22 protein-coding genes are annotated in these 21188 nt (G+C 55.5%); 5 read left to right on the top strand and 17 right to left on the bottom strand.

The features are described 5' to 3' along the window. Nucleotide 1: 1 nt before the first annotated feature. The 3 genes from ACP5H1_RS03495 to ACP5H1_RS03485 are packed head-to-tail and all read right to left on the bottom strand — an operon-like array spanning nt 2 to nt 5179. Nucleotides 2-1210 (bottom strand): DNA double-strand break repair nuclease NurA, encoded by a 1209-nt coding sequence (locus ACP5H1_RS03495; protein ID WP_427971755.1) that lies wholly within the window; start codon nt 1208-1210, stop codon nt 2-4. Between the two features lies 1 nt (nt 1211). After that, nucleotides 1212-3950, bottom strand: coding sequence for an AAA family ATPase (locus ACP5H1_RS03490; RefSeq protein WP_427971752.1), 2739 nt, complete (start codon nt 3948-3950; stop codon nt 1212-1214). Then, on the bottom strand, nt 3947-5179 hold the full coding sequence (locus ACP5H1_RS03485) for a metallophosphoesterase family protein (protein WP_427971749.1): 1233 nt from the start codon (nt 5177-5179) through the stop codon (nt 3947-3949). Before ACP5H1_RS03485 ends, ACP5H1_RS03490 begins: the two co-directional genes overlap by 4 nt. 184 nt (nt 5180-5363) lie before the next feature. Here ACP5H1_RS03485 and ACP5H1_RS03480 point away from each other — a divergent pair, with 184 nt between their 5' ends. Beyond that, nucleotides 5364-6050, top strand: coding sequence for an orotidine 5'-phosphate decarboxylase / HUMPS family protein (locus tag ACP5H1_RS03480; protein ID WP_427971746.1), 687 nt, complete (start codon nt 5364-5366; stop codon nt 6048-6050). Nucleotide 6051: 1 nt separating this feature from the next. Continuing rightward, nucleotides 6052-6348, top strand: a complete 297-nt coding sequence (locus ACP5H1_RS03475) for a hypothetical protein (protein WP_427971743.1) — start codon at nt 6052-6054, stop codon at nt 6346-6348. Here ACP5H1_RS03475 and ACP5H1_RS03470 read toward each other — a convergent pair. Next, the gene (locus ACP5H1_RS03470; protein WP_427971740.1) at nt 6317-7225 is read right to left on the bottom strand and encodes an MBL fold metallo-hydrolase; all 909 of its coding nucleotides are present in this window, start codon (nt 7223-7225) and stop codon (nt 6317-6319) included. The two genes, ACP5H1_RS03475 and ACP5H1_RS03470, sit on opposite strands and share 32 nt — an antisense overlap. 154 nt (nt 7226-7379) lie before the next feature. Continuing rightward, on the bottom strand, nt 7380-7877 hold the full coding sequence (locus tag ACP5H1_RS03465; protein ID WP_427971737.1) for an OB-fold nucleic acid binding domain-containing protein: 498 nt from the start codon (nt 7875-7877) through the stop codon (nt 7380-7382). A 242-nt stretch (nt 7878-8119) separates the two neighbouring features. On the opposite strand from ACP5H1_RS03465, the gene ACP5H1_RS03460 reads away from it, so the two are divergent. Beyond that, nucleotides 8120-8689, top strand: a complete 570-nt coding sequence (locus ACP5H1_RS03460; RefSeq protein ID WP_427971734.1) for a ParB N-terminal domain-containing protein — start codon at nt 8120-8122, stop codon at nt 8687-8689. A gap of 15 nt (nt 8690-8704) precedes the next feature. Here ACP5H1_RS03460 and ACP5H1_RS03455 read toward each other — a convergent pair whose 3' ends face one another. The 12 genes from ACP5H1_RS03455 to ACP5H1_RS03400 all read right to left on the bottom strand — a co-directional run bounded on the left by ACP5H1_RS03455 (nt 8705) and on the right by ACP5H1_RS03400 (nt 18711). Next, on the bottom strand, nt 8705-9139 hold the full coding sequence (locus tag ACP5H1_RS03455; protein ID WP_427971905.1) for a CBS domain-containing protein: 435 nt from the start codon (nt 9137-9139) through the stop codon (nt 8705-8707). 82 nt (nt 9140-9221) lie between these two features. Continuing rightward, nucleotides 9222-9755, bottom strand: coding sequence for a Mut7-C RNAse domain-containing protein (locus ACP5H1_RS03450; RefSeq protein ID WP_427971731.1), 534 nt, complete (start codon nt 9753-9755; stop codon nt 9222-9224). A gap of 88 nt (nt 9756-9843) precedes the next feature. Then, complete coding sequence (locus ACP5H1_RS03445; RefSeq protein WP_427971903.1) at nt 9844-10527, bottom strand: phosphatase PAP2 family protein; 684 nt, start codon at nt 10525-10527, stop codon at nt 9844-9846. A 74-nt stretch (nt 10528-10601) separates the two neighbouring features. After that, nucleotides 10602-11507, bottom strand: a complete 906-nt coding sequence (pyrD, locus tag ACP5H1_RS03440; RefSeq protein ID WP_427971730.1) for a dihydroorotate dehydrogenase PyrD — start codon at nt 11505-11507, stop codon at nt 10602-10604. Next, a complete protein-coding gene (gene pyrC, locus ACP5H1_RS03435; protein WP_427971728.1) occupies nt 11497-12834 on the bottom strand; it encodes a dihydroorotase in 1338 nt (445 codons plus the stop codon). The genes pyrD and pyrC overlap by 11 nt, the downstream gene beginning before the upstream one ends. Beyond that, nucleotides 12762-13259 carry an aspartate carbamoyltransferase regulatory subunit gene (gene pyrI, locus ACP5H1_RS03430; protein WP_427971725.1) on the bottom strand — a complete coding sequence of 166 codons (498 nt, stop codon included), beginning with the start codon at nt 13257-13259 and terminating at the stop codon, nt 12762-12764. Before pyrI ends, pyrC begins: the two co-directional genes overlap by 73 nt. After that, entirely contained in the window at nt 13256-14200 is a 945-nt protein-coding gene (gene pyrB, locus ACP5H1_RS03425) for an aspartate carbamoyltransferase (protein ID WP_427971722.1), read from the bottom strand. Before pyrB ends, pyrI begins: the two co-directional genes overlap by 4 nt. A gap of 215 nt (nt 14201-14415) precedes the next feature. Next, nucleotides 14416-15018 (bottom strand): orotate phosphoribosyltransferase, encoded by a 603-nt coding sequence (locus ACP5H1_RS03420; protein ID WP_427971720.1) that lies wholly within the window; start codon nt 15016-15018, stop codon nt 14416-14418. Further along, complete coding sequence (gene pyrF / locus ACP5H1_RS03415; RefSeq protein ID WP_427971717.1) at nt 15015-15698, bottom strand: orotidine-5'-phosphate decarboxylase; 684 nt, start codon at nt 15696-15698, stop codon at nt 15015-15017. The genes ACP5H1_RS03420 and pyrF overlap by 4 nt, the downstream gene beginning before the upstream one ends. Nucleotides 15699-15730: 32 nt before the next feature. Beyond that, nucleotides 15731-16684, bottom strand: a complete 954-nt coding sequence (locus ACP5H1_RS03410; protein ID WP_427971714.1) for an NAD-dependent epimerase/dehydratase family protein — start codon at nt 16682-16684, stop codon at nt 15731-15733. Between the two features lie 57 nt (nt 16685-16741). Further along, a complete protein-coding gene (menC, locus tag ACP5H1_RS03405) occupies nt 16742-17854 on the bottom strand; it encodes an o-succinylbenzoate synthase (RefSeq protein WP_427971712.1) in 1113 nt (370 codons plus the stop codon). Then, nucleotides 17845-18711: a hypothetical protein gene (locus ACP5H1_RS03400; protein WP_427971711.1), complete on the bottom strand. Its 867-nt coding sequence runs from the start codon at nt 18709-18711 to the stop codon at nt 17845-17847. Before ACP5H1_RS03400 ends, menC begins: the two co-directional genes overlap by 10 nt. Nucleotides 18712-18818: 107 nt before the next feature. Between ACP5H1_RS03400 and ACP5H1_RS03395 the strand changes: the two genes are divergently transcribed. After that, nucleotides 18819-19808 carry an aldo/keto reductase gene (locus ACP5H1_RS03395; protein ID WP_427971708.1) on the top strand — a complete coding sequence of 330 codons (990 nt, stop codon included), beginning with the start codon at nt 18819-18821 and terminating at the stop codon, nt 19806-19808. A gap of 140 nt (nt 19809-19948) precedes the next feature. Beyond that, complete coding sequence (gene mfnA / locus ACP5H1_RS03390) at nt 19949-21076, top strand: tyrosine decarboxylase MfnA (protein ID WP_427971705.1); 1128 nt, start codon at nt 19949-19951, stop codon at nt 21074-21076. Nucleotides 21077-21188: the final 112 nt, after the last annotated feature.

Genomic DNA, 21188 nt, shown 5'->3' with positions numbered 1-21188 from the left:
CCTAAACCCTGAGAACGCTTCTGCTCTCGGGGACCAGGTCGAGGCTGACCGCCCTGAGCGCAGCGTCCATTTCAGCTGAGGTGACCCTCGCCTTTGAGTCCGCCATGAGAAGTGGCAGCGGATACCCTTCGGCCGTGAGCGGAATCGCTGAAAGCTTCGAGAGGGCCTCCCTAAGCACCTGCTCGTAGCCCTGAGCCCTGCGGTCATAGACTACTTCAACCTTAAAGATGTAGCCTCCGCGCCTCAGCCTCACAAAGGCTGTCACCACGGAGAGCCTGTTCTCGTAAAACTCCCTAAGGTCGCCGACGTCAGGGTACATGCTCCGCCCGCTCTCCTTTAGGCCAAAGTAATCATAAATGCTGTTGTAAACGTTTGCGACCGTGTAGCCTGGCTCCAGGTTCCCCTTAGCCCTTAGGGCGCTCTCTATTACATGAATGTCAGGAAGGTTCCTGTTGCAGAAGCTCGTCGACCTGCTGGTCTTAACCACAAAGACCGGTATGGAGTTCTGGGACCATGCCCTCTCAACTACGCTCTTAAAGAGGTACAGCCTCTCAAGGTTTTCCATGGCTAAAACCGAGTAAATGATCTTCCTCCCGTTGCCTGAGTTAAGGTCTAGGCCGCCCTGGGCCGCGAGCCTCAGGAGGGCCCTCGCCGTGAGGGGCCTCCTCGAGGCGTTACTTATGAGGTCAAGAACGCACTCCACGTCAGGCTCCGTGCACGTGCCCTGGGTAAGGCCCTTCAGGGCCTCGGAATGGCTACCTAGCAGCCTTGCCGCCAGCTCTAGGCTCTCGCCCCACGTGACTTCCGTGCCCACTCTTCCCCACCGCATTGGCGGGGTCCCATCAAACAAAGCTATGCCTCCCCTCGCGACGCTCTTGGCTGAGACTTCCAGCTCCAGGACTTGCCTGTAAAGCCTTAGCCTCTGCCCAGGCTCCAGGCCCTGCGGCACCACTAGGCCAACAAACCCCTCCTGGACGCTGTTGAATTGACCATTATCGCTGAAGTTGGCCCCCCACGCCTTCACTGCAAAGAGGGTGTAGGTCCTCAGCTTCCTGTCGCCCTGGCCTCCGTCCTCTACAGAGTACGCGACGGGCCCCTTGGAGGGCTCTGGCAGGCTACGCCACTCGAAGTCGCAGGACTCAGGGGCTCCGCTTACCAAGCCCCTTATTACATCCCTGAGCTCAAGGGCGTCGGCCACCACGCTGCTCATATCAATCACCCTCGCACTTGACAGATGAAACGCCGTCGGGGCCCTTCTCCACAGAGCACACCTTGTCTACGTTATCAACTAGGTCCATGTGGTGAGTTATCACTATGAGCTGCTGCAGCCCTCCCTCCTCAGTCAGCTTGCCGAGCACGTCGACCAGGGCCCTTCTCCTCTCGTCGTCAAGCATGTCTGTGGGCTCGTCCAGCAGCAGGAACCCTATGTTGGAGTGCATCATCCTGTTGAGGGCGAGCACGTAAGCCAACGCTATTACTATCTGTTCGCCCCCACTAAGGCTTGCTATTGGCCTTTCACGGCCCTGCCTGTCAACGACGACGAAGTAGAACGCGTCCTCCGTCTCCTTAACCTCGACCCTTGCGTAGTCCAGCCCGAAGACCCTGAATATCTCATTCATCTCATTCTCAAGGCTAACTAAAGCCCTCCTGTAGAGGGTCCTCTCAAGCCTTTCAAGCGCCTCAACGGCTCCAAGGGCCGCGTCAAGCTTATCTAATGCCTTGGACAGCGACTGCTCCTCCTCGTAAGCCTTGTCGGCCTCCTTCCTGGCCTGCTCAATGCGCGAGCTCACGGAAGCCAGCTGCGCGCTTAACTTGGTGTAGGCGTTCCTCAGGTCATTCAGCTTTGACCTCTCAGCCTCGCAGACTGTAGCCTGCGATTTGAGGGACTCCAGCTTTGCCCTGACCTCACCTATCCTTGACTCCAGTAGCGCCCGCTCTGAGGTTAAGTCGCCCAGGCGGGACTTCACTATGTTAAGCTGCTCCAGCAGTGATGGAAGCTCTGCAACCCTCCTGGCAGCGTCCGCTATGGCATTCTTCGCCCTCTCATAGCTGGGGGCCCCTGTGGCCTCGAGCAGCCTCTTGATCGCGGCGTCCCTGGCATCTGTCTTGGCTTTAAGTTCGCTGGCCAAGCTCTCATACCTGCTCCTCAGCTCCTTCGCGGCTTCAGCATCCTTGACTCCGAGCGACAGGAGCCTGTTCTTTGCAGAAACGTAAGCCGAGTACTCCCCTTCCAAGCTCTTGAGCTCGTCCTTTATCTCCTTCTCCTCCCTGGTCACCTCTTCAAGCTCTCTCTTTATGGACTCCACGTCCATGGTCTTAACCTTAGCAAGCGAATCCATCAAGCGTTCAAGCTGGGCCTCCAGCACCTGAACGGTGCGAACCCTGTCCTCAAGCTCCGAGATGGAGCTGCTGACCCTTTCAAGCTCCTCTGAGACAGCTCTTTCTTCAGCGGCGAGCTCCTTCCTCTCATTATCAAAGTGCTTCAGCAGCTCCTCCCTCCTCTCAGGCGAGAGTGGTGAGCCGCAGACAGGGCACCTGGCCTCGCCGCTGGTGCCCAGGACTTTAACTATGTCATTAAGCTGCAGGGCCCTCTGCCTCACTGATCCAAGCCTGGCCTCAAGCTCCTGCTGCTTCCTGCGAAGCGACTCAAGGTCGTTTGTGAGCTTCGCAACGCTCTGCCGCAGCGACTCCAGGCCCTCTGGCGAGGCTGATATAGAAGCCCCAACCAGGGAGCCCAGCCGCTTAATGACGTCGTCTATCTGCGACCTGAGTAAGTTAACCTGGGACACGGCGGCCTCCGCGCTGCTCAAGGACTTCGTGAGCTCCATCTCCCTCCTGCGCAGCACGTCCTCAAGCTTTGTCCTGAGCTCCGTGTACCGCCTATAGCCATTCTCGTACCTCTCAACGTCGTTTAACGCGTCGACCGCAGACCTCAACTCGGTTAAGTCCCTGTAAATGCCTGCTATCTCGGCGTTAAGCGAGTCCACCTCTTTGACTTGGGGCTCCAGCGAGGCCAGCTCTTTAGCCTTCCCCGCCTCCTGAACCCTGCGCTCTAGCTCCTTCAACTTGAGCTCCAGCTCCCCAGCCTCCCTCGACTTACCGGCCAGCTGCTGCTCAAGCTCTTTCAGCTGCTGCTCAAGCTCTGGTATAGCGCCGAGCGAGCTGCAGAGGCTGTTTACCTTAGCCTCGCGCTCCCTAATGTCGGCCTCCAGCCTCTCTACTTCCCCCTTAAGCTTACCGAGCTCCTCCTCAAGGGCCCTAAGCTCAGAGAGCCTCTCCTGCCTGACCTTCCTGACGCTCTGAAGCATCATGGCGACCTCGGACCTTCTCCTTGGACCTACCTCAACGGAGGCTATCGTTGTGCCGTCGCTTCTGGAAGCCCTTATGGTGTGCGACCTTATGTTCTCGGCCGCAGACCTGAGCTGAGGTATCCCTATAGCTGTCTCCACAAGCTCCCTAAGCCTTTTGCTTTCCTCGCGGGCAAGTATTGACGCTATCTCCTCAAGGCCTCCCTGCTTTATGATCACCGCAGAGTCTATGAAGCCCTTGTAGTCGTTAACTCCATGAAGGCCGAGGACCTTGGCCATCTCCTCCCTGTAGTCTGAAGCCGTGCTCGCGACGAGTTTGCCGTCTATAGTTAGCCTATAGCCTGATGTGGCCGACTCTTGCCTGCGCTTCTCTATACTTGCAATGGCTTTGACCTCGCTCCCTGAATCTATATCCTTGAGCACTAGCTCGACGGAGGCCTTGGAAAAGCCTGTCCTGACAAGGTTGGATAGCTTCCCTCTCCACCCACTTGTTGTGAGGGCATAGTAAATGGCCTCGAACATGCTCGTCTTACCGGCGCCGTTCTGACCGACTATGGCGATGCTGCCCCTGGGTAGCTCGATCGTAGTGTCCTTATGGCTAAGGAAGTTGCCCAGGGTCAGCTTACTTATTATGTAAGTCATGAGGCGCTCAGCCTCCTAAGGATCTCAAGAGACTTAGGCCACGACGTCAGCTTCTCGAGGGCCGAGTCCACAGCGTCCTCCTCGCCTTCGGCCGCTGCCGCCGCCAGCTCCAGCACTACCTTAGCTGTGAACTCGTCGTTTCCCACTATTTCCTGTAGCATCTTAACTATGTCAATGCTAGTCCTCGCCTCGCCCCTGGGCAAGCTCGCACTTTCATCTACGGCCCTCGTAACGTGAGGTATGACTATTAAGTTGAATTCCTTGGCTATCCTGTTGGCCTCCGCCTCTATCAGTCTCGTTGGAATTCCTGGAAGCGCCGTTATGTCAAGGTGAACCAAGGGCTGGGAGTTGGGGCTTTTCATAATCTTCGATACAGCGCCCTTCAAGTCGTAATATACCGAGCCTGGCTCCTTTATTGTGACCGGTATTACGTAGTGCTCCCTCACAGTTACAGGAACCTCGCTGACTGTCGCCTCATCAGAGGAGAGGTCCACCAGGAGCGGACCCCTCTTATGCGTCTCCCTGGCCTCCTTTATGTCGAGCGGGTACAGGGACCCAGGGTAGGCATACCACAGGTTTCCGTCAGCGAACTTCTCATAGTTTATCTCCCTCTTGTGTATATGGCCTAGGGCTACGTAGCTGACCCTGGGGAAGGACCTTACGGAGGTGACGGTCTCGTCAACAAAGGGGAACACGGGATCAACAGGCATGTGAGCGATGAAGACGGACTTAATGCCATCCCTCCTCAGCTCCCTAGCGCGGGAGTCATAGAGGGGGCCCAGCCTCCTGTAGAGCTCCCTCTTTTCGTCTATGCTCACCTTAAAGAACGGGTACACCATAAATGCCACTCCATTTAACTTAACCGTGGTGAGGTCCACTAACTGGGACCCAGTTAAATTGCCCGCTCCCAATAGAGAGGGGGCGTAGAAGCCCTCTATTGCCTCGGACATCAACGACAGGAGGCTGTGCTCTCTCCTTCCTGGCGTGTCGTGTTCCCCGTGAGCTGCCACAACCTTTATGCCGTGAGATACGAAATTCTTTATCAACTTGAGCGCCCTCACAAGCGTAGTGTTATCGGGATGCGGCGCATCAAAGAGGTCGCCTGATATAACGAGAACCTCCGCGTGATCCCTTCTCACGGCCTCTAAAGACTCTTCAAAGGCCACGAATATGTCCTCGTATATTATACGCTCGCCGTATTTCTTGGCGCCAAGGTGTACATCTGACATGTGTGCCAGCAGCAACTGCTAAGACCCCGACCGACCCCAGGCTTCACTTAGCCGTAATACCCTAAATCTCTAAGCTTTTCGCCCTTAGGCCTCACACGCTATATAAGCCTCAGCTAAAAGGCCTGCGTTGCTGCCTCAATCAAGCTATAATCCTGCGTCCCTCCGTGAAAGGCAGGTGCGGGGCTTGGGAAGCCTAGTTGAGAGGTTAAGGGAGTGCGGCCACCTGCTCCAGGTAGCCCTTGACTTCACAGACCTTAGGGATGCCGTGAGGGTGGGCTCGCTCACGTCGCTGGGACCTGCTGTAATACTTGAGGCCGGGACGCCCCTCATAAAGTCCGAGGGCATGAGAAGCGTTGACATACTCAGGTCGCTCCCCGGGGAGCATCTCGTGATGGCGGACACCAAGACTGCCGACGTGGGCGGCCTTGAGGCCAAGCTGGCCTTTGAGCACGGCGCTGACGCCATGAGCGTCCTGGCGGCCAGCAGCGAGGAGACCATTAAGGAGGCCGTCAGGGAGGCTGAGTCCGCTGGGAAGGACGTCTACGTTGACTTGATAGGCTTCACGGAACTTGACTCATGGCTTAAGAAGGCCAAAGGCGCGGGCGCCCACGTGGCCGTAATACACATAGGCATCGACGTCCAGAGGGCCCTAGGCATAACTGCGGCGCAGGCCACCGATATAGTGAGGAGGGCCAAGGAGGTCTTCGGCGGGCCGGTGGCAGTCGCAGGGGGCATAAAGCCTTCAGATGTTAGCGCCCTGGCCGCGGCCGGCGCCGACATAATAATTATAGGCTCCGCAATAACTAAGTCCTCAGACCCGGCGGCCGCGGCTAAGGCCGCCCTCGATGGATTAAGGCCAAGGTGCCAGTAGCATGGGTGATGTAAAACTAGTCGTCAAAGAGTCCATCAAGGAGTATAACAGGTACAGGTCCCCTGAGGCAGTTGCCAGGCTCGTTACCAGGAAGGGCGACACCTACTACGTCAAGTTTGATGGAAGCTACTGCGAGACCTGCGGCCTCTATGACTGGATTGACGACCTGAGGTACATAATGCTTGAGAAGGGCCTTGATGTTGAGATAGAGAAGCTCAAGGAGCCAGAGGGGCCTGAGGGAAGCGTCAGGGTAGCCGCGTTTAGGGTCAGGCCGTTGAGGGCTTCGCAGAGACCCTAAAGCTCAGCCCCCTTTCACCGACTTCAACTTCTACGGCGTTCTCATCCCTGAGGCACCTTATATAGCCCTTGACCGTGGCCTCCAGCAGCATCAGCACGTCAGGTGTTAGCTCAGAGTACTTGAACTTCTTTAGCAGCGCAGCAACTATGTCCTCTATGGTAGCCGACGTTGACATGACGTTTAGGATTACCTCTTCAGTCTCCTCTATTCTTCTGATATTAGCCTCTATGAAGGGGCCTGCATCCGACGCCTTAATTAAAGGGCCATGCGAAGGCACTATAAAGTCGACCTTGCCCTCAAGCTCCTCTATGGTTCTCAGGCTTCTCTCCGCGGCGCAGGGCATCCTGTGATACGGGACGCCATACTTCTCAAGCACCCTGTCACCGAAGAGCGCGTCTGCCACATAGAAGACGCCGTCTGGAGTTATAGCGCCCACCTGGCCGTCCGTGTGGCCCGGCAGCCTTACGAGCTTAAGGGGGCCGTAGCTGTCGCGCTCAGGGGGTATCTCCACGTCAACCTTGATAGGAGGACCATGGAACGTAAGGAGCTTGTCGCCTGGGTTAACCGGGTAGCCGAACGTCATTACTACCCTGAGCTCTGGATTTCTAGCTACGGGAGCGTCAAGGCTGCTCATTGCTATTTCGTCGACCTGCAGCTCTCCTAAGGCAGATAAGTGGTCGCTGTGATAGTGAGTGACAAGGACAGACTTCCTCCCCGCCCCGAGCTTCTCCAGGTCCCTCCTAAGCGCCCTTGGCCTGTCCTCCCCTTGGCCAGGATCAACAACGTAGACCGTTCCCGTCTCCCTATCAGTATAGAATAATGTCGCAGGGCTCCCCTTCTCTAAGAACGTGGAGCCCTTGACTGTGCTAAGAGTCAAGGCCTGCTCTCCTCCTTTTTCCCTACAGCACACGCGTTAAAAACAGCCATTTGTAGCCTTTGGCAAACGCTGTTAAGATGCGTGCACGAAAAACTGCGCGAAGCCACTAAAACGGTGTTAAAAAGAAAGGCCTTAGACCACTTCAGTAGTGTCCTTAGAACTCCTCCCCGCCTTCTTCGTTACTCTCCTCATTACTCTCCTCGTTCCTTGAAGGCCTTCTGCCTCCAAAACTGCGGCGACCTCCGAACCTCCTTGAACCTCCTCTCGGTGGTCTATACCCCGTAGACTGAGCCTTTGGCGTGCTCTCCGGGATCTCCTCAGCCTTTGGCACCTCACCATCGTCTATCTTTTCTATGGACCCCCTGCTGCCTATGTTGAGCTGCACCTGCCCCTTGAAGCTTGTGGTCCACGCGCCCTTCAGCTCTACGGCGTCGCCCTCGTTAAGCTTGCCTGCCTGTTGCCCCCACGCTGTGAGCTTTATTCTGCCCGTCTCGTCGCCTACTATGGCCTCGCTTATTGTTCTGTCTCCTCTCTGCGTGTGTATAGTCTTTGGAGGCTCAACACTCAAAACACGAACCTTTATGTCTATGTTATCCTCACCCTCGCGAAGGCTAGAAACCTTGCGAGGGGACTCTCCACCCTCTCCCGACACTTCACACACTCTCGCTAGTTACGCGCCCTCCCCTGTTTCCAGGAAAGGGCCAAGAACGGCTGGCCTAGCGGGGTTTATAAGCGTACCTGCTCCTTTGAGAGGCCCTAGGCTAGCCTGACAAATGCTTATTTTCCTATTTTTCACTGCTGCCCTAGGTGTGGAGCTGATGAGCCTTTGCTGTTGGGAGGGCGCTTAAGGTAAGCATAGCCTCGGTTAGAGTAGATCTTATAAGGCCCCATGAAATGTTCATTCCTGGGCGCGTTGATGAGGTCCTGAAGAGCGTAACGAGGAGCATGGTCATGGCCAAGCCCTTGGTAGTCGCCGCCGATTCGTGGATTTTAGTGGACGGCGCCCACAGGTTAGAGTCGCTGAAGAGACTTGGAGCCCGTTACGCGCCCGTCGTTATTATAGATTATAACTCTGACGAAGTAAAGTTGCTCGGATGGGTGAGGAGCTACCCATATAGTAGCGAGGCACTCGAGGAGCTTCGCAGGCTGGCTGCCGTATCGAAGCGCAAGGACCGTCACGACGGCTCTGTTATGGTATGGCTTGAGGGGTTGGACTCATATTACGATATTAAGAAGTTCGAGTCCCTGGGCTTTACCCTAAGAGGCGTCTCGACGTCTACAAGGTCGCTCGCGGGCCTCATAGTTATACCTCCCCCGCCCACCAAGGACCTCGTGGTTAGGGCCGCCATGTCTGGGGAGCTCCTGCCGCCCAAGGCAACCCGCCATATAACCGCGGCCAAGAACATAATTCTCCCAACGTCGCTCAGAAGGATAATTCATGATGGCAGGCAGTGGCCCTGGTAAGTAACGAAAGCCCCTTCAGCGTTTCTCTACCTGGGACTGCAGCACGTACACTAAGGTTATGTAGTGCGGCGCCAACCTTATTATGTCCCTCTTAGAGATCATGCCGACAGGCTTCATGTTGTTCCTGGAGAGAACCGGAAGATGCCCTATGTTATGGGTCCCCATGAGCTCAGCGGCCTCCTTGACCGTATAGTCCTCAAGCACGAAGTAGGGGTTCTTCGTCATTATATTGCCTACGGGCACGTTACGGGATAGCCCCTTAGCAACCACCTCCCTCACTATGTCGGTCTTAGTAACTATACCTATGAGGTTGTCGTTGTCATCAACTATAATGAGGGAGCCTACGCCTTTGTCCATCATTATCTGGGCTGCCTCGTTAACCGGCGTTATAGGGGTAACCTTAACTGGCGGGGTGTGCATTATGTCCCTGACCAGGGGCTCTGCGGTCATAGCGTCCACCAGATCCCTTTGGCTCCCTGCCAGTTAAAATGTAATGATAAGCTAAGCGCCAAGCACCAACGGCTTTCTACATTTAGCCACTTAAGGACTTTTTCTCGTCACTTTCACTTATGACCTTGCTGCTCTGAACTAGCATCCGGGCGTCGTTAACTATCTTCCTTATATTATTCCAGTGGCCGCCCTCCCAGTACACATGACCGCACTTAACGCACACATAAAACTTGCCGTACCTAGCTAAGGCCCCTGGAGGAACGCGGCCCCTTATAATATTCTTATCGGTGACTTCCCTCAGGGGTCCATTGCATATCGGGCACCTGCTTATTGAGGGGTCAGCCCTGAGCTCTATGAGTCCCTCACTGGCAAGCCTAGCAAGGTTTCTAGCTACGTCTACTTCAGGAAGAAGAACGGCCTTTAGCCTCAGCTTTTCAGCCCTTCTGTGGAGACCCTTGTCGCTGGTGATTATTACCCTACCGGTCCTTGCAGCTATGCTTAGTATCTGAGCATCGTTATATGACTTGGAGTAAAGCGTGTCGTATCCCATCATTCGCAGCCACTTGGCTAGGGTGCCCAGCATCGCGTCAACTATGAACTTGTTGTTTTGTTGCATTGCCCGGACCTCTGTGGGTGTGCGCCAGTGAAGCCTTATATCTCATCTAAGGCGGGAAGTGAAGTTCATAATATAACCCTTTAAGGCATCACTGCCTTAGCCTCAAAAAGCTAAGACGGCCAAGCGTGGCGTTGTAAAGGGGCACCCATAGCCTCTCACCGATGCCGTTAACTAGGATGCTCGACCACGCGCCCACCACAATGCCGCCCACTATGTCCCACAGCCAGTGAACCTGCAGAAGGAGCCTGGTGAACATTATCACCGCGGCATAGAGCATTACGATATAACTGAGCCCCTTCCTCCTCATTGATGGCGTTGCTGTAAAGTAATATGCGAGAACCGTAACCCTCACGGTATGCCCTGAGGGGAACCCATAGTAGTCCGCGTTCAAAAGGCTACCCAGAAGCCCAAAGTAAATGAATGGCTCGTGGGGGCGCGGCTCCATTACGTACGCTTTAAGTATGGTCGTCACTATCATTGAGAAGATAATAGCAACTGCGAATGATGTTATTCTCTTTGATGCGCTCCTATGGACCCCCACGTCCAAAAAGTAGGCTATAGCGGTGAGCACGGCGAACACCTCTAAGCTCGCAGTGTAGGAGATCCCCTCCACTATCACTTGCCTGTCAGGCCCTACGTCCCTGAGAACTACCTGATTTATGAGGTCTACGCCATCAACTCCTCTCAGAAGCTCCAGAACTAGGACTACCACAAGGGCTGCCGAAGCTATAAGGAAAGCCCTGAAGTTGGTATGGCGTTCGCCTGAGCCCATCAACCCTCACTCAAGATCCTGTAAACTCTCAAACACTATTAAATGCCGTTCTGAGCCTTGGCTGACTCCCTGGGTCACTGGTGGGCTGCTGCCCCCACCATATCCGTCAGTGACCTGAAGCCCATGTAGCTCATGTAATCAGCTATGCCCCTCTTTATCTCACCTATTACTTGAAGGCCCCTCCTTACGAGCCCTGAGCCCACCTGAACAGCCTTCGCCCCAGCCAGGATAAGCTCTACAGCGTCCTCCCAGCGCTCCACGCCGCCAGCGCCAAATATGTCAGGCCTAAGCTCCCTGTAGACCTCATAAACGGCTCTTACAGCTATTGGGTGAATTGCTGGGCCGGAGAGGCCCCCAATTCCATGACCAAGAGCAGGCCTTAGGCTGTAAATGTCTATCCTCATAGCCCTCACGGTATTTATTAGCGTGAGCCCTTTAGCGCCGGCCTCAAGTGAGGCCTCTGCCGTCTCGACCATCTTATCAGAGATGCCAAGCTTAGCTATTACCGGTATCTTAACTGTTGAAGCCACGGCGCTTACAACCTTCCTGCTCATCACGGGATCCATACCTATATCTAGGCCCATCTTCTCAACGTGAGGACAACTTAGGTTAAGCTCTACCGCGGCAGCTCCGGCCTCCTCGGCGACGGCAGCGACCTTAGCGAAGTCCTCGGGAAGAGAGCCGGCGACGCTGACTATTATGGGGATTCCAAGCCCCACGAGCGCCCTCATGTGATCCCGTAAGCCCTCTATGCCTGGGTTCGCCAAACCTACGGCATTTAACGAGCCCACGTCTAAGTGAAGCACCCTTGGCATAGGGTAAGGCTGCCTTGGGGAGGGCGTGTAAGACTTCGTAACCAGCGCGCTGACGCCTGATCTCCCTATAGCGAGGAGGCCGTCAAGGCTCTCGCCCATGATGCCGCTGGCGTTCAGAACCGGGTGCTGCAGCTCTAGGCCTGCCACCCTTACCTCAAGGTTCAATCTCTCCCCTCCTGCTGAAAGGGTTAAGCACTGTGGGCTTAAGTGTGACCTCCATCTCTTCGGCGGCGAGCTGACCTCCGATGAAGACTGCCCTAGGGACTGCCGCTAGCTCCTCCATAAAGGCGTGGCCGTAAGGCGCTTTGCTGTAGGTTGATAGGAACCTTGAGGGGCTCTCGCTGACTACGACTAAGTTGCCCCTGTAACCTACCTCGATAAGGCCGTAACGGGCTCCAAGGCCTAATATCTTAGCGGGACCGGAAGTTAACAATCCCAGGAACTCAGACCTGCCCAGCGCGTGGGCCCTGACGAGCCTGTAAAGCAACCAAGGCCATAGGCCAAGCCAGGGTATCCCCACCGGGCAGTGAGGCCACGCGGACTTCTCGCCCAGCGAGTGCGGCGCGTGGTCACTTGCAAGGGCGTCGAAGAGCCCCTCAGTAAGGGCCTTCATCATTAAAGTCCTTGTAATAGGGTCCCTGAGCGGAGGATTAACTCTGAAGTAGCAGCCTCCTAACGTGTAGTCATAGAGCAAGTAGTGTGGAGTCGTGTCCACGCTGAAGCCCATGCTCTTGGCCAACCTTAAGGTGCCCAGGCATGACACGTGAGTTATGTGAACTTTGGCCGCGGCTTCGGAGAGGTAATAAAGGCTAGCCCCCTCCATCCAGCAGCCCCTCTGCTCCCCCCTCTCATAGTTATCATCGTCCCATACCCTGTCTGCCTCGGGAAGCTCGGGGTGGACTATAGCAAGCACGTTACTTAGTCCAAGTATCTTCCTAACGCTGCTCCACCTCTTCATAAAGTCTTCCGGGAAAATCTTGAAGCCAGCAACCGCAAGGTTTAGTATCTTCGTTATGAGTTCGGGCGAGTCAGGGACGCCCGCGTAAACGGCATGGTCTACAAACGATTTTTCGGCAAGCTCGCTGAGCTTAAGCTCTATGGCCTCAGGAGTTGAAAGCCTTGGCTTAGTGTTAGGCATATCCGCTACGAGAGTTATGCCTGAGGAAAGCGCTGCCCTGGTGCCCGTTGCCTCGTCTTCCTTGTATGATAGCTCAAGGCCCCTTAAGTGAACGTGAATGTCCACTAGGCCCGGCGCTATGTACTCGCCCTCGCCCTCATAGGAGTATACCTTGTCCCCTCTTGGGATCTTAGATATAGAGTTTATGACTCCATCGTTGCCTATGTTAACACAGCCGCTGCCCAGGAAGCCTCGCGAGTCAATCAGTTTGCCGCAAACTGATACGGCGCGCTCGTGATCCTTCAGCTTCGCCCACCACCTACAAGCTGCCCTATAACATCGTTTTCTCCTATTTCTGTGCCGCAGTAATGGCACTTGAGTCTGAGGGGTGACCCGCTGACCAGCAGGAACCTGCTGCTTATGGGCTCCCCAGGCTTCCTTGATATACAAGTAGGGTTAGGACATCTTAGCACGCCCTCTACTACTTTAGGTATCTCAACCTTCCTCTTTTCAACTACGTTGTAGTCCTTAATTATGTTTATCGTGGCCTCCGGCGCTACCAAGGAGACCTTCATGAGGTCCTCTATCCTTGGGTAGTAACCTTCTAATTTCACTATGTCCTTTTTCTTCATTCTAACGCTATCAACGTTCATAACTACTGCCACCCTGAAGCCTTCGTTTCCAGTTATTCCAAGTATCTTGAGCACCACGAGCGCCCTGCCGGCTGGTATGTGATCTATGACCGTGCCCTCCCTTATCTTGCTCACCAGCAGCACTCCCTTCTGGCCTTCCCCGCTCAACTCGCCTCACCCCCTAAGATCAGGTTAAGGAGGGCCATCCTAAGGGGCACTCCAAGGCTTGCCTGTAGGAAGTAAGCCTGATAGCTAGTACTATCCACATCAGCCGCCAGCTCGTCAACCCTAGGCAGAGGGTGCAACACCTTGGCGCTGCCCTTAGCGTAGGCCTCCAGCAGCCTCCTTGTAATTCTATAGCTGCCGCGGACCTTCTCGTACTCCTGAGGATCTGGGAACCTCTCCCTCTGTATTCTCGTAACATATATTACGTCCGCCCTGGAAAGCCCCTCCTCAAGCTTCACGTACTCAAGCCTCAGGCCCCTGGACTCCACATCCCTCCTTACCTCATCCCTTAGCTGAAGCTGCGGCGGCGCTGACAACATGACTGAGGCTGGCTTAAACAGGGAAAGCGCCCTCAGGAGGCTTGCGACAGTCCTCGCATACTTGAGGTCTCCAACTATGAGGTAGTTAAGACCGTCAACGCTCCCGAAGAGCTCCCTCACGGTATAAAGGTCTAACATTGCCTGAGTTGGGTGGTGCTGGCTTCCATCACCTCCGTTAATTACTGGCACCCTTGCGACCTCGGCGGCGAGAGCAGCTGCGCCTTCATATTTGTGCCTAATCACTATTAGGTCTGCGTAGCCATCCAACATCCTAATAGTGTCAACAAAGCTTTCCCCTTTAGCTACGCTGGTGGCTTCCTCGGCGGAGAAGCCTATGACGTCAGCCCCGAGCCTCTTGGCCGCTGCTTCGAAGCTGAGTCTCGTTCTAGTCGACGGCTCAAAGAACGCCGTGGCTATTATTTTCCCTTCGAGGGTCCTAGCTACCCTGCCAGAGGAAAGCTGGCGGCGCATCTTGTCGGCCTCCTCAAAAAGAATCTCCAGGTCCTCCCTTGTGAAGTCCCTTGGGTCTATTACGTCACGACTGCGCCAGGGCAAAATGCCCACAAAAAGTGAGGTGGCCTGAACTTTAAAGTGTTTATAGTCTTATCTAGCCGAGTAAACTGCCGTACATCCTAGAGTTCGGCCTTCATCGTGACTAACAGTCACTTTTCGTGACTGTTAGACAACGCGACATTGATTGGCTGCACAAAGCTGTCTTGGTCTTAATGCCTTATTTTTGAATTCAGCCTAGATACCTGTAAATATTGCTCTGAAGGCCTTTACGTAGTCCCCCAAAGTTCGCCGGCTAAAGAGTTTAACTGCTCATCACTTATCATGCCAAGCTTTCTGGCCTCCTCGAGTACGTTCCTTAGCGTGGTCACCGAGAGTAACTTGACTCCCATGCTTTCCAGGGATCTTCTGGCCCCCTGCTCACGGTCCACAATTACAGCCCCGATTACCTCCCCAGCCCCGTGAGACCTGAGAACGCTGACGCCAAAGGAGAGACTGCTACCTGTGGTAGCCACGTCATCTATTAGCAACGCTGTCATGCCTTTGACCTCAGCTCCTTCAAGGTCCTTCTCGGTTCCATGTCCCTTAGGCTGACGGATGTAAGCCAAGGGAAGTCCTAAGCTGAGGGCAACGGCGGTGGCCCACGGCACTCCTCCGGTTGCAATCCCCACCACAGCGCAGTTCCCGCATCCCCCCACGTCCTCTATGACCTTGTGGGTCAGCTCTAACGATATCATTCTAAAGGCCTCAGGATGCCCTATGACCTTCCTAAGGTCAATATAGACGTGACTTACCCTGCCAGAGGTGAGCCTGAACTCGCCAAAGAGCACGGCACCGGTGTTGAGCAGAAGCCTCTCTATGATGCCACTCATCTGCGGCACCTCCTTAGGGCCTCCTCCTGTTCGAGGGCTATGAGCTCCACGGCCTTCTTAGGGTCTGGGCTCTCAGTTATGCTCCTCCCTATGATTTCATAGTCCGCTCCGGCGCAGATAGCATCTCCAGGCCTTGCTCCCTGGGCGCCGACGCCAGGAGCAAGTATTTTCACGCCAGCACCGAGGGCCTTCCTTACAAGCGAGATTATGCCAGGCCTCGTTGCTGGGGCCACGACTCCCCATGGGTTCACTTTTTTCACTACGTCTATAATAGGGTCCAGGTTCCTGTCATAGAGCTCCTGCGACCCTTCGTGGCTCATCGAGGTCACAAGTATTAGCTTTATGTTCCACTCCTTAAGTTTCTCGGAGACCTCGTCAAGGGCTCCTTTGTAGCCTACAAAGGAGTGGGCGATGACGGCGTCAACATAATCCTTCACCAGCGAGACTACTCTGACCATTATATCACCTATGTCAGCAAGCTTGAGGTCTGCTATTAGCAGGCCGTTTCCAATTCTTGACCTAGCCGCGGCGAGCGGCTCAAGGCCGCACTGCATAATGAAGGGGATGCCAACCTTGAAACCAACTACCTCGTTCCCTAGGTCAGTCATAATCTTTACCAGACCTTGGCAGCTGCCAAGCACGGGGCCATCTATGGCAACGATTATGGGGCTTGCCTTCAACTAAACCCTCCTATCAACAAGCAGCGGGAGTTTTAAGCGTGAGTGAGTCCCGAGGCCCACTCCATGAACTTAGAGACGGCCTCTTCCAACGGCGTGAACTTAAAGTCGCTCAAGTACCTGCTGGAATACTTGTAGTTGTTTGAAAGCATGCGGTACATCATCTTAAACGGCGATGATGGCACAGCCGCGGCGAGCCTGATCGCCCACCTGGCGCTCACCGCGTGGCAGCCCTTCCTAAGCATCCTGCAGATTGTTTGACCCACGTCGCTTATATCGACGTCGAAGGGCCAGTTGGCGTAGACCCACCTTCCATCAAAGGCGCCTGAGCCAGCCATGGCAAGTATCCTGGCCAGGTCCCCTGAGTACACCATGTTCCTTGAACCAAATCTCAGCGTAAGTCCGCGCTTCGCAGCCCACAGCGTTATCTTCCACTGGGCCTCGTAGCCCCAGGGACCGAAGACCAGGGACGGCCTAACTATGGACCACCTGCCGCCCAGCCTCCTGCCCTCCGAGACGAGGAGCCTCTCGCCCTCAGCTTTCGTAACCTCATAAGGGGTCCTGTGAATGAACACCTTAGGGTTCAGGTGCTCGTCCTCCTCCTCAACGAGGGACCCCCTCGGCACCCCCCTTAGCTCGGCCGCCACCGCTGTGGAGCTTACGTAAACGACCCTCGCGCTGACCTGAGACGCGGCCTGGATCACTTGCCTTAGGAGGCCTACGTGAGCCTCCTCGAACTCCCTGTAGCTCCCACTGATCTTGCCAGCTATATGATAGTACACGTCCCCTCCCAGTTTACTTAAGGCCTCAGGTGTTATGGAGTCAAGCACAGCCACGTCTACGCCCATCTTACTTAAGTCATTTGAGAGGCCTGGCCTTCGCTTCATGGAGGACCTCCTGGCCACCACCACAACTTCATGACTTCCTTTGAGCTCAGCGGCTAAGTTTATGCCCACAAAGCCCACGCCGCCCACAAGCACGTGCCTCACGGTAGCTTCACACGTTAGAAAAAGCCAAGTTTAAGCTAAAATTATATGTAAGTATAACTAAAATGACGCTTGGTAGAGCCTTTTGGCCGTCCTGCGCACCTGATCCTCAAGCACTTCAACTCCTATGCCACTTCTCGTAGGTGCTGATATGGTGCCGTCCCTGTTAAGCTCCCAGGGAGGCTCTACTATGTCGTTTTCATAGTACCTGGAGCTCGCACTTATGTCATTAGGGTATTTGACTCCTTCGAGCGTTGCCGCCGCCACCAGGTGACCTCTACCCACGCCGGTCTCGAGCATGCCTCCTATCCATATGGGCCTTCCCAGCTGCCTATACCAGAAGTCGTGGATCCTCAGGGTCTCGCCGAGGCCCCCTACCCTGGCGGGCTTCACATTTATTATCATGGCCGAGCCAAGCTGGTAGGCCTTCCTGGCGTCGTCTAGGTCTGTAATGCTCTCGTCAAGGCATATGGGCGTCCTTATTCTCCTGGCCAGCTCAGCGTGATCCACGAGATCCCTCCAGCCCAGGGGCTGCTCTATCATGAGCAGGTTGTACTCGTCCAGCTTCCTGAAGACCTCTACGTCGCTCAGGCTGAAGGAGGCGTTAGCGTCAACCTGAAGGGGTAAGTTGGCTCCGAAGGTCTCCCTCAGCTTCTTGACTGGGGCCACGTCATAGCCTGGCTTTATCTTTATCTTTATCCTTGCGTAGCCCTGCTGAAGATAGCCGTCAACGACCTTTACCAGTTCCTGCAGCGAGGGCTGTATGCCGACGCTGACGCCGCTCACTATTTTGTCCCTGACCCCTCCTATGTACCTCCAGAGCGGCAGCCCCTCGAGCTTGGCGGCGAGGTCCCACAGGGCCATCTCGACGCCGGCTTTGGCCATGTTGTGACCCCTTATCCTGCTTACTAAAGCGGTGAAATTCCCTGGAGTGATGTCACCCTTCAGCTGTGGCAGAATGAAGTCCCTTATTACATGCCATGCGGTCTCGTTGGTCTCATAGCTGTACCATGGGCCTGAGTCCGCTACCACCTCTCCCCAGCCGACCTCGCCGCCCTTCTCTTCAACACGGACTAGAATGGCGGGCCTCTCCTCCGTCCTCCCAAAGCTTGTCTCAAAGGGCGACTTTAACTTAACCCAGACCTCTATGAGTTCGACTTTCCTTAGCTCCACGGTCTCACCCCGTCAAGGACCTCGCTTAGGCTCTCCCTTACCATTATCACGTAGCCATGTCCATGTTCGTCCCATGTGAAGTCCGAGGCCACGTAGCCCTCGCCCAAGTACTTAAGGTAGGCCTGTCTCGTGACCTCCCTCCACCTGGAGGCGAGCTCTCTGTTCACGGAGTTCAGGGCAGATATCGAGTAAGGAAGCCCTATGGCAACTGCCGCTGGGCTTCTGCTAAGGTCCGGCTCCTCGGGCTCCTCACTTCCCCTTGGGCCAACTGGGGCTACAGCCACGTGGGCCCCCAACTCGACCAGCTCCTCAAGGGAGGGGGTCCTCGCAACACCGGATATCTTGTTAATAACATTCTTGCTGTCGAGGTACCACTCGGCCACGGCTCTGTCCGTCTCGAGGCCAGCGTTTATCGAGTCGTGAAGATAACCATAGTACCTGACCTTATACTTTGTGAAAACGGCTCCAAGCTTGCCAAGGTTGAAGCGCGCGTTAAGGCTCTGCAGCGGGTCGAAGGTCCACTTTACGAGCCTGACCCCTGCAGCTAGAACCTCTCTCCTCTGGGCAAGCTTGAGGCTGGTGCCTAGGCCGCTGTACTTCCTCTCGCTTACCACGCCCGTCATGTGACTGTAGAAATATGGCCCCTCGGGAGTCTCTACAAACCAGCCCAACGAAAAGCCCACAAGCCTGTCCCCGTCGAAGGCTCCCAGCACTAGGCCGCCGTTATCAACCATGGCTTTAAGCATGTGGAGCGGCACGGCCTCGCACTGCGACCTGTCCATTCCCCAGGCGGAGAGCTGAACCTCGACTACTTGAGACAGCTCCGAAGGATCGCTCAGCTTCCTGATCTCAATCATTAAGTCCCCCCAAATATGTGCTGCTTCAGGGTAAAATTTGATTTGTGGCAAAAGCTCAAACTCTTAGCCCTTAGGTAAGCCCTGAGACCTGCGAGAGCTGAAACGTCATGATATATGTGAGGCTTGGCAAAGGAGGCCCTAAGGTCAGTGCCATAGGCCTTGGCTTTTGGGAGATAGGTTCAACCTCGTGGAAGGGCAGCGAGAGGGTCTCCGTTAATATAGTTAGGGCTGCCGTTAACAATGGCATCAGCTTCTTCGACACGGCCGAGGTCTATGGAATGGGGAGGAGCGAGGGGTCCCTGGGCGACGCAGTAAAGGTCCTTGGGCTCAGGCCTGATGATATAGTGGTAGCCACGAAGGTCGCAGGCTTCAGGCCGTTAAGGTGGCTTGTGGTTAAGGCTGCAGAGGCCTCCGCCAGAAGGCTTGGCCTAAGGCCGTCCCTGCTTCAGCTTCACTGGCCACCCCCTGTGTGGGTGCCCCTCTGCGAGCCGCTGAGGGGGCTTGAGGACGCAGTTAAGAAGGGGCTGACGGAGTTCATAGGGGTCTCCAACTTCCCTGGGCGCATGCTTGAGGAGGCGGCGAGCTGCCTCAGGTCAGCTGAGATAGTGAGTGACCAGGTGGAGTACAGCCTTGCCTTCAGGACTCCTGAGCTTGACGTGTCCAGGGCAGCGGAGAGGCTGGGCATCGGTATCATAGCCTACTCGCCGCTGGCCAAGGGAGCCCTCGCGGGCGCCGCAGCGACCAGGCGCGTCCAAAGGATGGACCCGAGGTTCAGGGCGGCCTCCCAGGACCTAGAGCTTCAGGGGGCTCTGGCCAAGGTAGCTGCGTCCCATGGAGTTACAAAGGCGCAGGTGGCCCTCTCATGGATAGTCAGCAGGGGCGCCGTTCCCATACCTGGCACCACTAAGCCTGAGAGGGTCGCTGAGCTTGCAGGGTCAGCTGAGTTAAGGCTAGCAGACTATGAGCTCTCGCTCCTTGACAGGGTGAGCTCTAAGTACGTAAGCATGTGGGGCAGAAGTTACTCAAACCTCAGGGCGCTCAGGTTTATACCGTGCGGGCTCCAGTACCTTGGGGTTAAAGTTATGGGAGGCGCGTAGCACTTTGAGTTACACCGCGTCGAAGACCAAATGTAATAAAATTGTAATATATGCCCTGCAGGTGGGTCATCACTGCAACCTGCCGTGACGTAGTAGCTTAGCGATAAAAACTAAGGGTCCACCCCCTTAAAGGGAAAGCCGTGAAGCTGGAGGACATAATGTCTAGGCTTGCCGAAGTGGCCAGGTCGGTGCCCATCCACTACAGGGACGGGATACTGGGCTCCATGACCACCCCTCCTCACCCGCTAGCTAAGGTAGCCTTCGACATGTTCCAGGGGCTCAATGTGAACGACGAGGAGCTCTACAGGCCCCTCAGGGAGCTGGAGGAGGAGGCCATAGAGGAGCTCGGAAGCTACCTGGGCGGCAGCAGGTGCACAGGCTACATAACCAGCGGCGGCAGCGAGTCCAACCTGGCGGCCCTTTACCTTGCGAGGGAGCACGGCTTCAACGTTGTCTACTACACAGCCGCCGCGCACCACTCTATAACTAAGGCCGCCCACCTGCTCAGAATGAAGCCTGTTGAAGTTAAAATGAAGGAGTATCGGATGGACCCAGCCTCCCTCAGGTCCCTCTGCAAGGCAAACGGCCCAGGCGTTGTAGTAGTTACTGTAGGCACTACATCAGTGGGCACTATAGACCCCGTTGAGGAGGTCTCTGACGTGGCCGCTGAGTGCGACTCCATAGTTCACGTCGATGCTGCCCTGGGCGGCCTTGTGGCCCCCTTCGTTTACCCCAACAGAAAGCTTGGGTTTCAAAACGGGCCAGTCATGAGCGCCACGCTTGACCCTCACAAACTTGGGCTTGTCCCGCTGCCAGCAGGCGGTCTGATAGTCAGGGATGAAGATTGGTTTAAGCCCCTCGACTTCAAGGCTGAGTATTATCCCGCGGGGCACCAGGTGGGCCTCTTTGGGACCAGGAGCGGGGGGCCTGTGGCGGCCACCTGGGCCATCGTGAAGTACATGGGGCGTGACGGCTATGCCGCGCAGGCCCAGGAACTCATGGAGAGGACCAGGTACTTACTGAATGAAGTTAAAGGTTTAGGTCTTGAGACTCCCGTGGACCCCGAAGTACCTGTTGTGTGCATAGAGCATGCCAGCGATGATGGCTTAATGAGAGCGCTTGCCAAGGAAGGAGTCTATGTCTATAAGTGCGGCCTGGTGCCTGGCATAAGGGTTGTTGTAATGCCCCACGTGACTAAAGCCCTGCTGGACAAGTTTGTGTCATTACTTAGAGAGGCGCTCTCAGCGCCGTTAACAAAGCTCACATAGGCATCGTTATGAGGCCCTTATCAAGCAGCGTGTTTATCTTCTGCCTCACCGCCCCTATTATCTCAGTGGCCCTCTCCAGCTCCTCCCTGTAGGTCGTGGTCCTCCTGGCCAC

This window comes from Acidilobus sp. (assembly GCF_049973875.1).
In the GTDB taxonomy this organism is placed as follows: domain Archaea; phylum Thermoproteota; class Thermoprotei_A; order Sulfolobales; family Acidilobaceae; genus Acidilobus.
The sequence above is the reverse complement of the archived record's forward strand: the minus strand, read 5'-3'. Positions and strand labels throughout refer to the sequence as shown.

What these genes read in the sequence shown, in the direction of transcription:
- ACP5H1_RS03485 (WP_427971749.1), bottom strand. Translation starts at nt 5,179, where the DNA reads ATGTCAGATGTACACCTTGGCGCCAAGAAATACGGCGAGCGTATAATA.
- ACP5H1_RS03455 (WP_427971905.1), bottom strand. Translation starts at nt 9,139, where the DNA reads ATGACCGCAGAGCCCCTGGTCAGGGACATAATGCACACCCCGCCAGTT.
- ACP5H1_RS03420 (WP_427971720.1), bottom strand. Translation starts at nt 15,018, where the DNA reads ATGAGTGGCATCATAGAGAGGCTTCTGCTCAACACCGGTGCCGTGCTC.
- ACP5H1_RS03490 (WP_427971752.1), bottom strand. Translation starts at nt 3,950, where the DNA reads ATGACTTACATAATAAGTAAGCTGACCCTGGGCAACTTCCTTAGCCAT.
- ACP5H1_RS03475 (WP_427971743.1), top strand. Translation starts at nt 6,052, where the DNA reads ATGGGTGATGTAAAACTAGTCGTCAAAGAGTCCATCAAGGAGTATAAC.
- ACP5H1_RS03460 (WP_427971734.1), top strand. Translation starts at nt 8,120, where the DNA reads ATGTTCATTCCTGGGCGCGTTGATGAGGTCCTGAAGAGCGTAACGAGG.
- ACP5H1_RS03495 (WP_427971755.1), bottom strand. Translation starts at nt 1,210, where the DNA reads ATGAGCAGCGTGGTGGCCGACGCCCTTGAGCTCAGGGATGTAATAAGG.
- ACP5H1_RS03400 (WP_427971711.1), bottom strand. Translation starts at nt 18,711, where the DNA reads ATGATTGAGATCAGGAAGCTGAGCGATCCTTCGGAGCTGTCTCAAGTA.
- ACP5H1_RS03445 (WP_427971903.1), bottom strand. Translation starts at nt 10,527, where the DNA reads ATGGGCTCAGGCGAACGCCATACCAACTTCAGGGCTTTCCTTATAGCT.
- ACP5H1_RS03395 (WP_427971708.1), top strand. Translation starts at nt 18,819, where the DNA reads ATGATATATGTGAGGCTTGGCAAAGGAGGCCCTAAGGTCAGTGCCATA.
- ACP5H1_RS03450 (WP_427971731.1), bottom strand. Translation starts at nt 9,755, where the DNA reads ATGCAACAAAACAACAAGTTCATAGTTGACGCGATGCTGGGCACCCTA.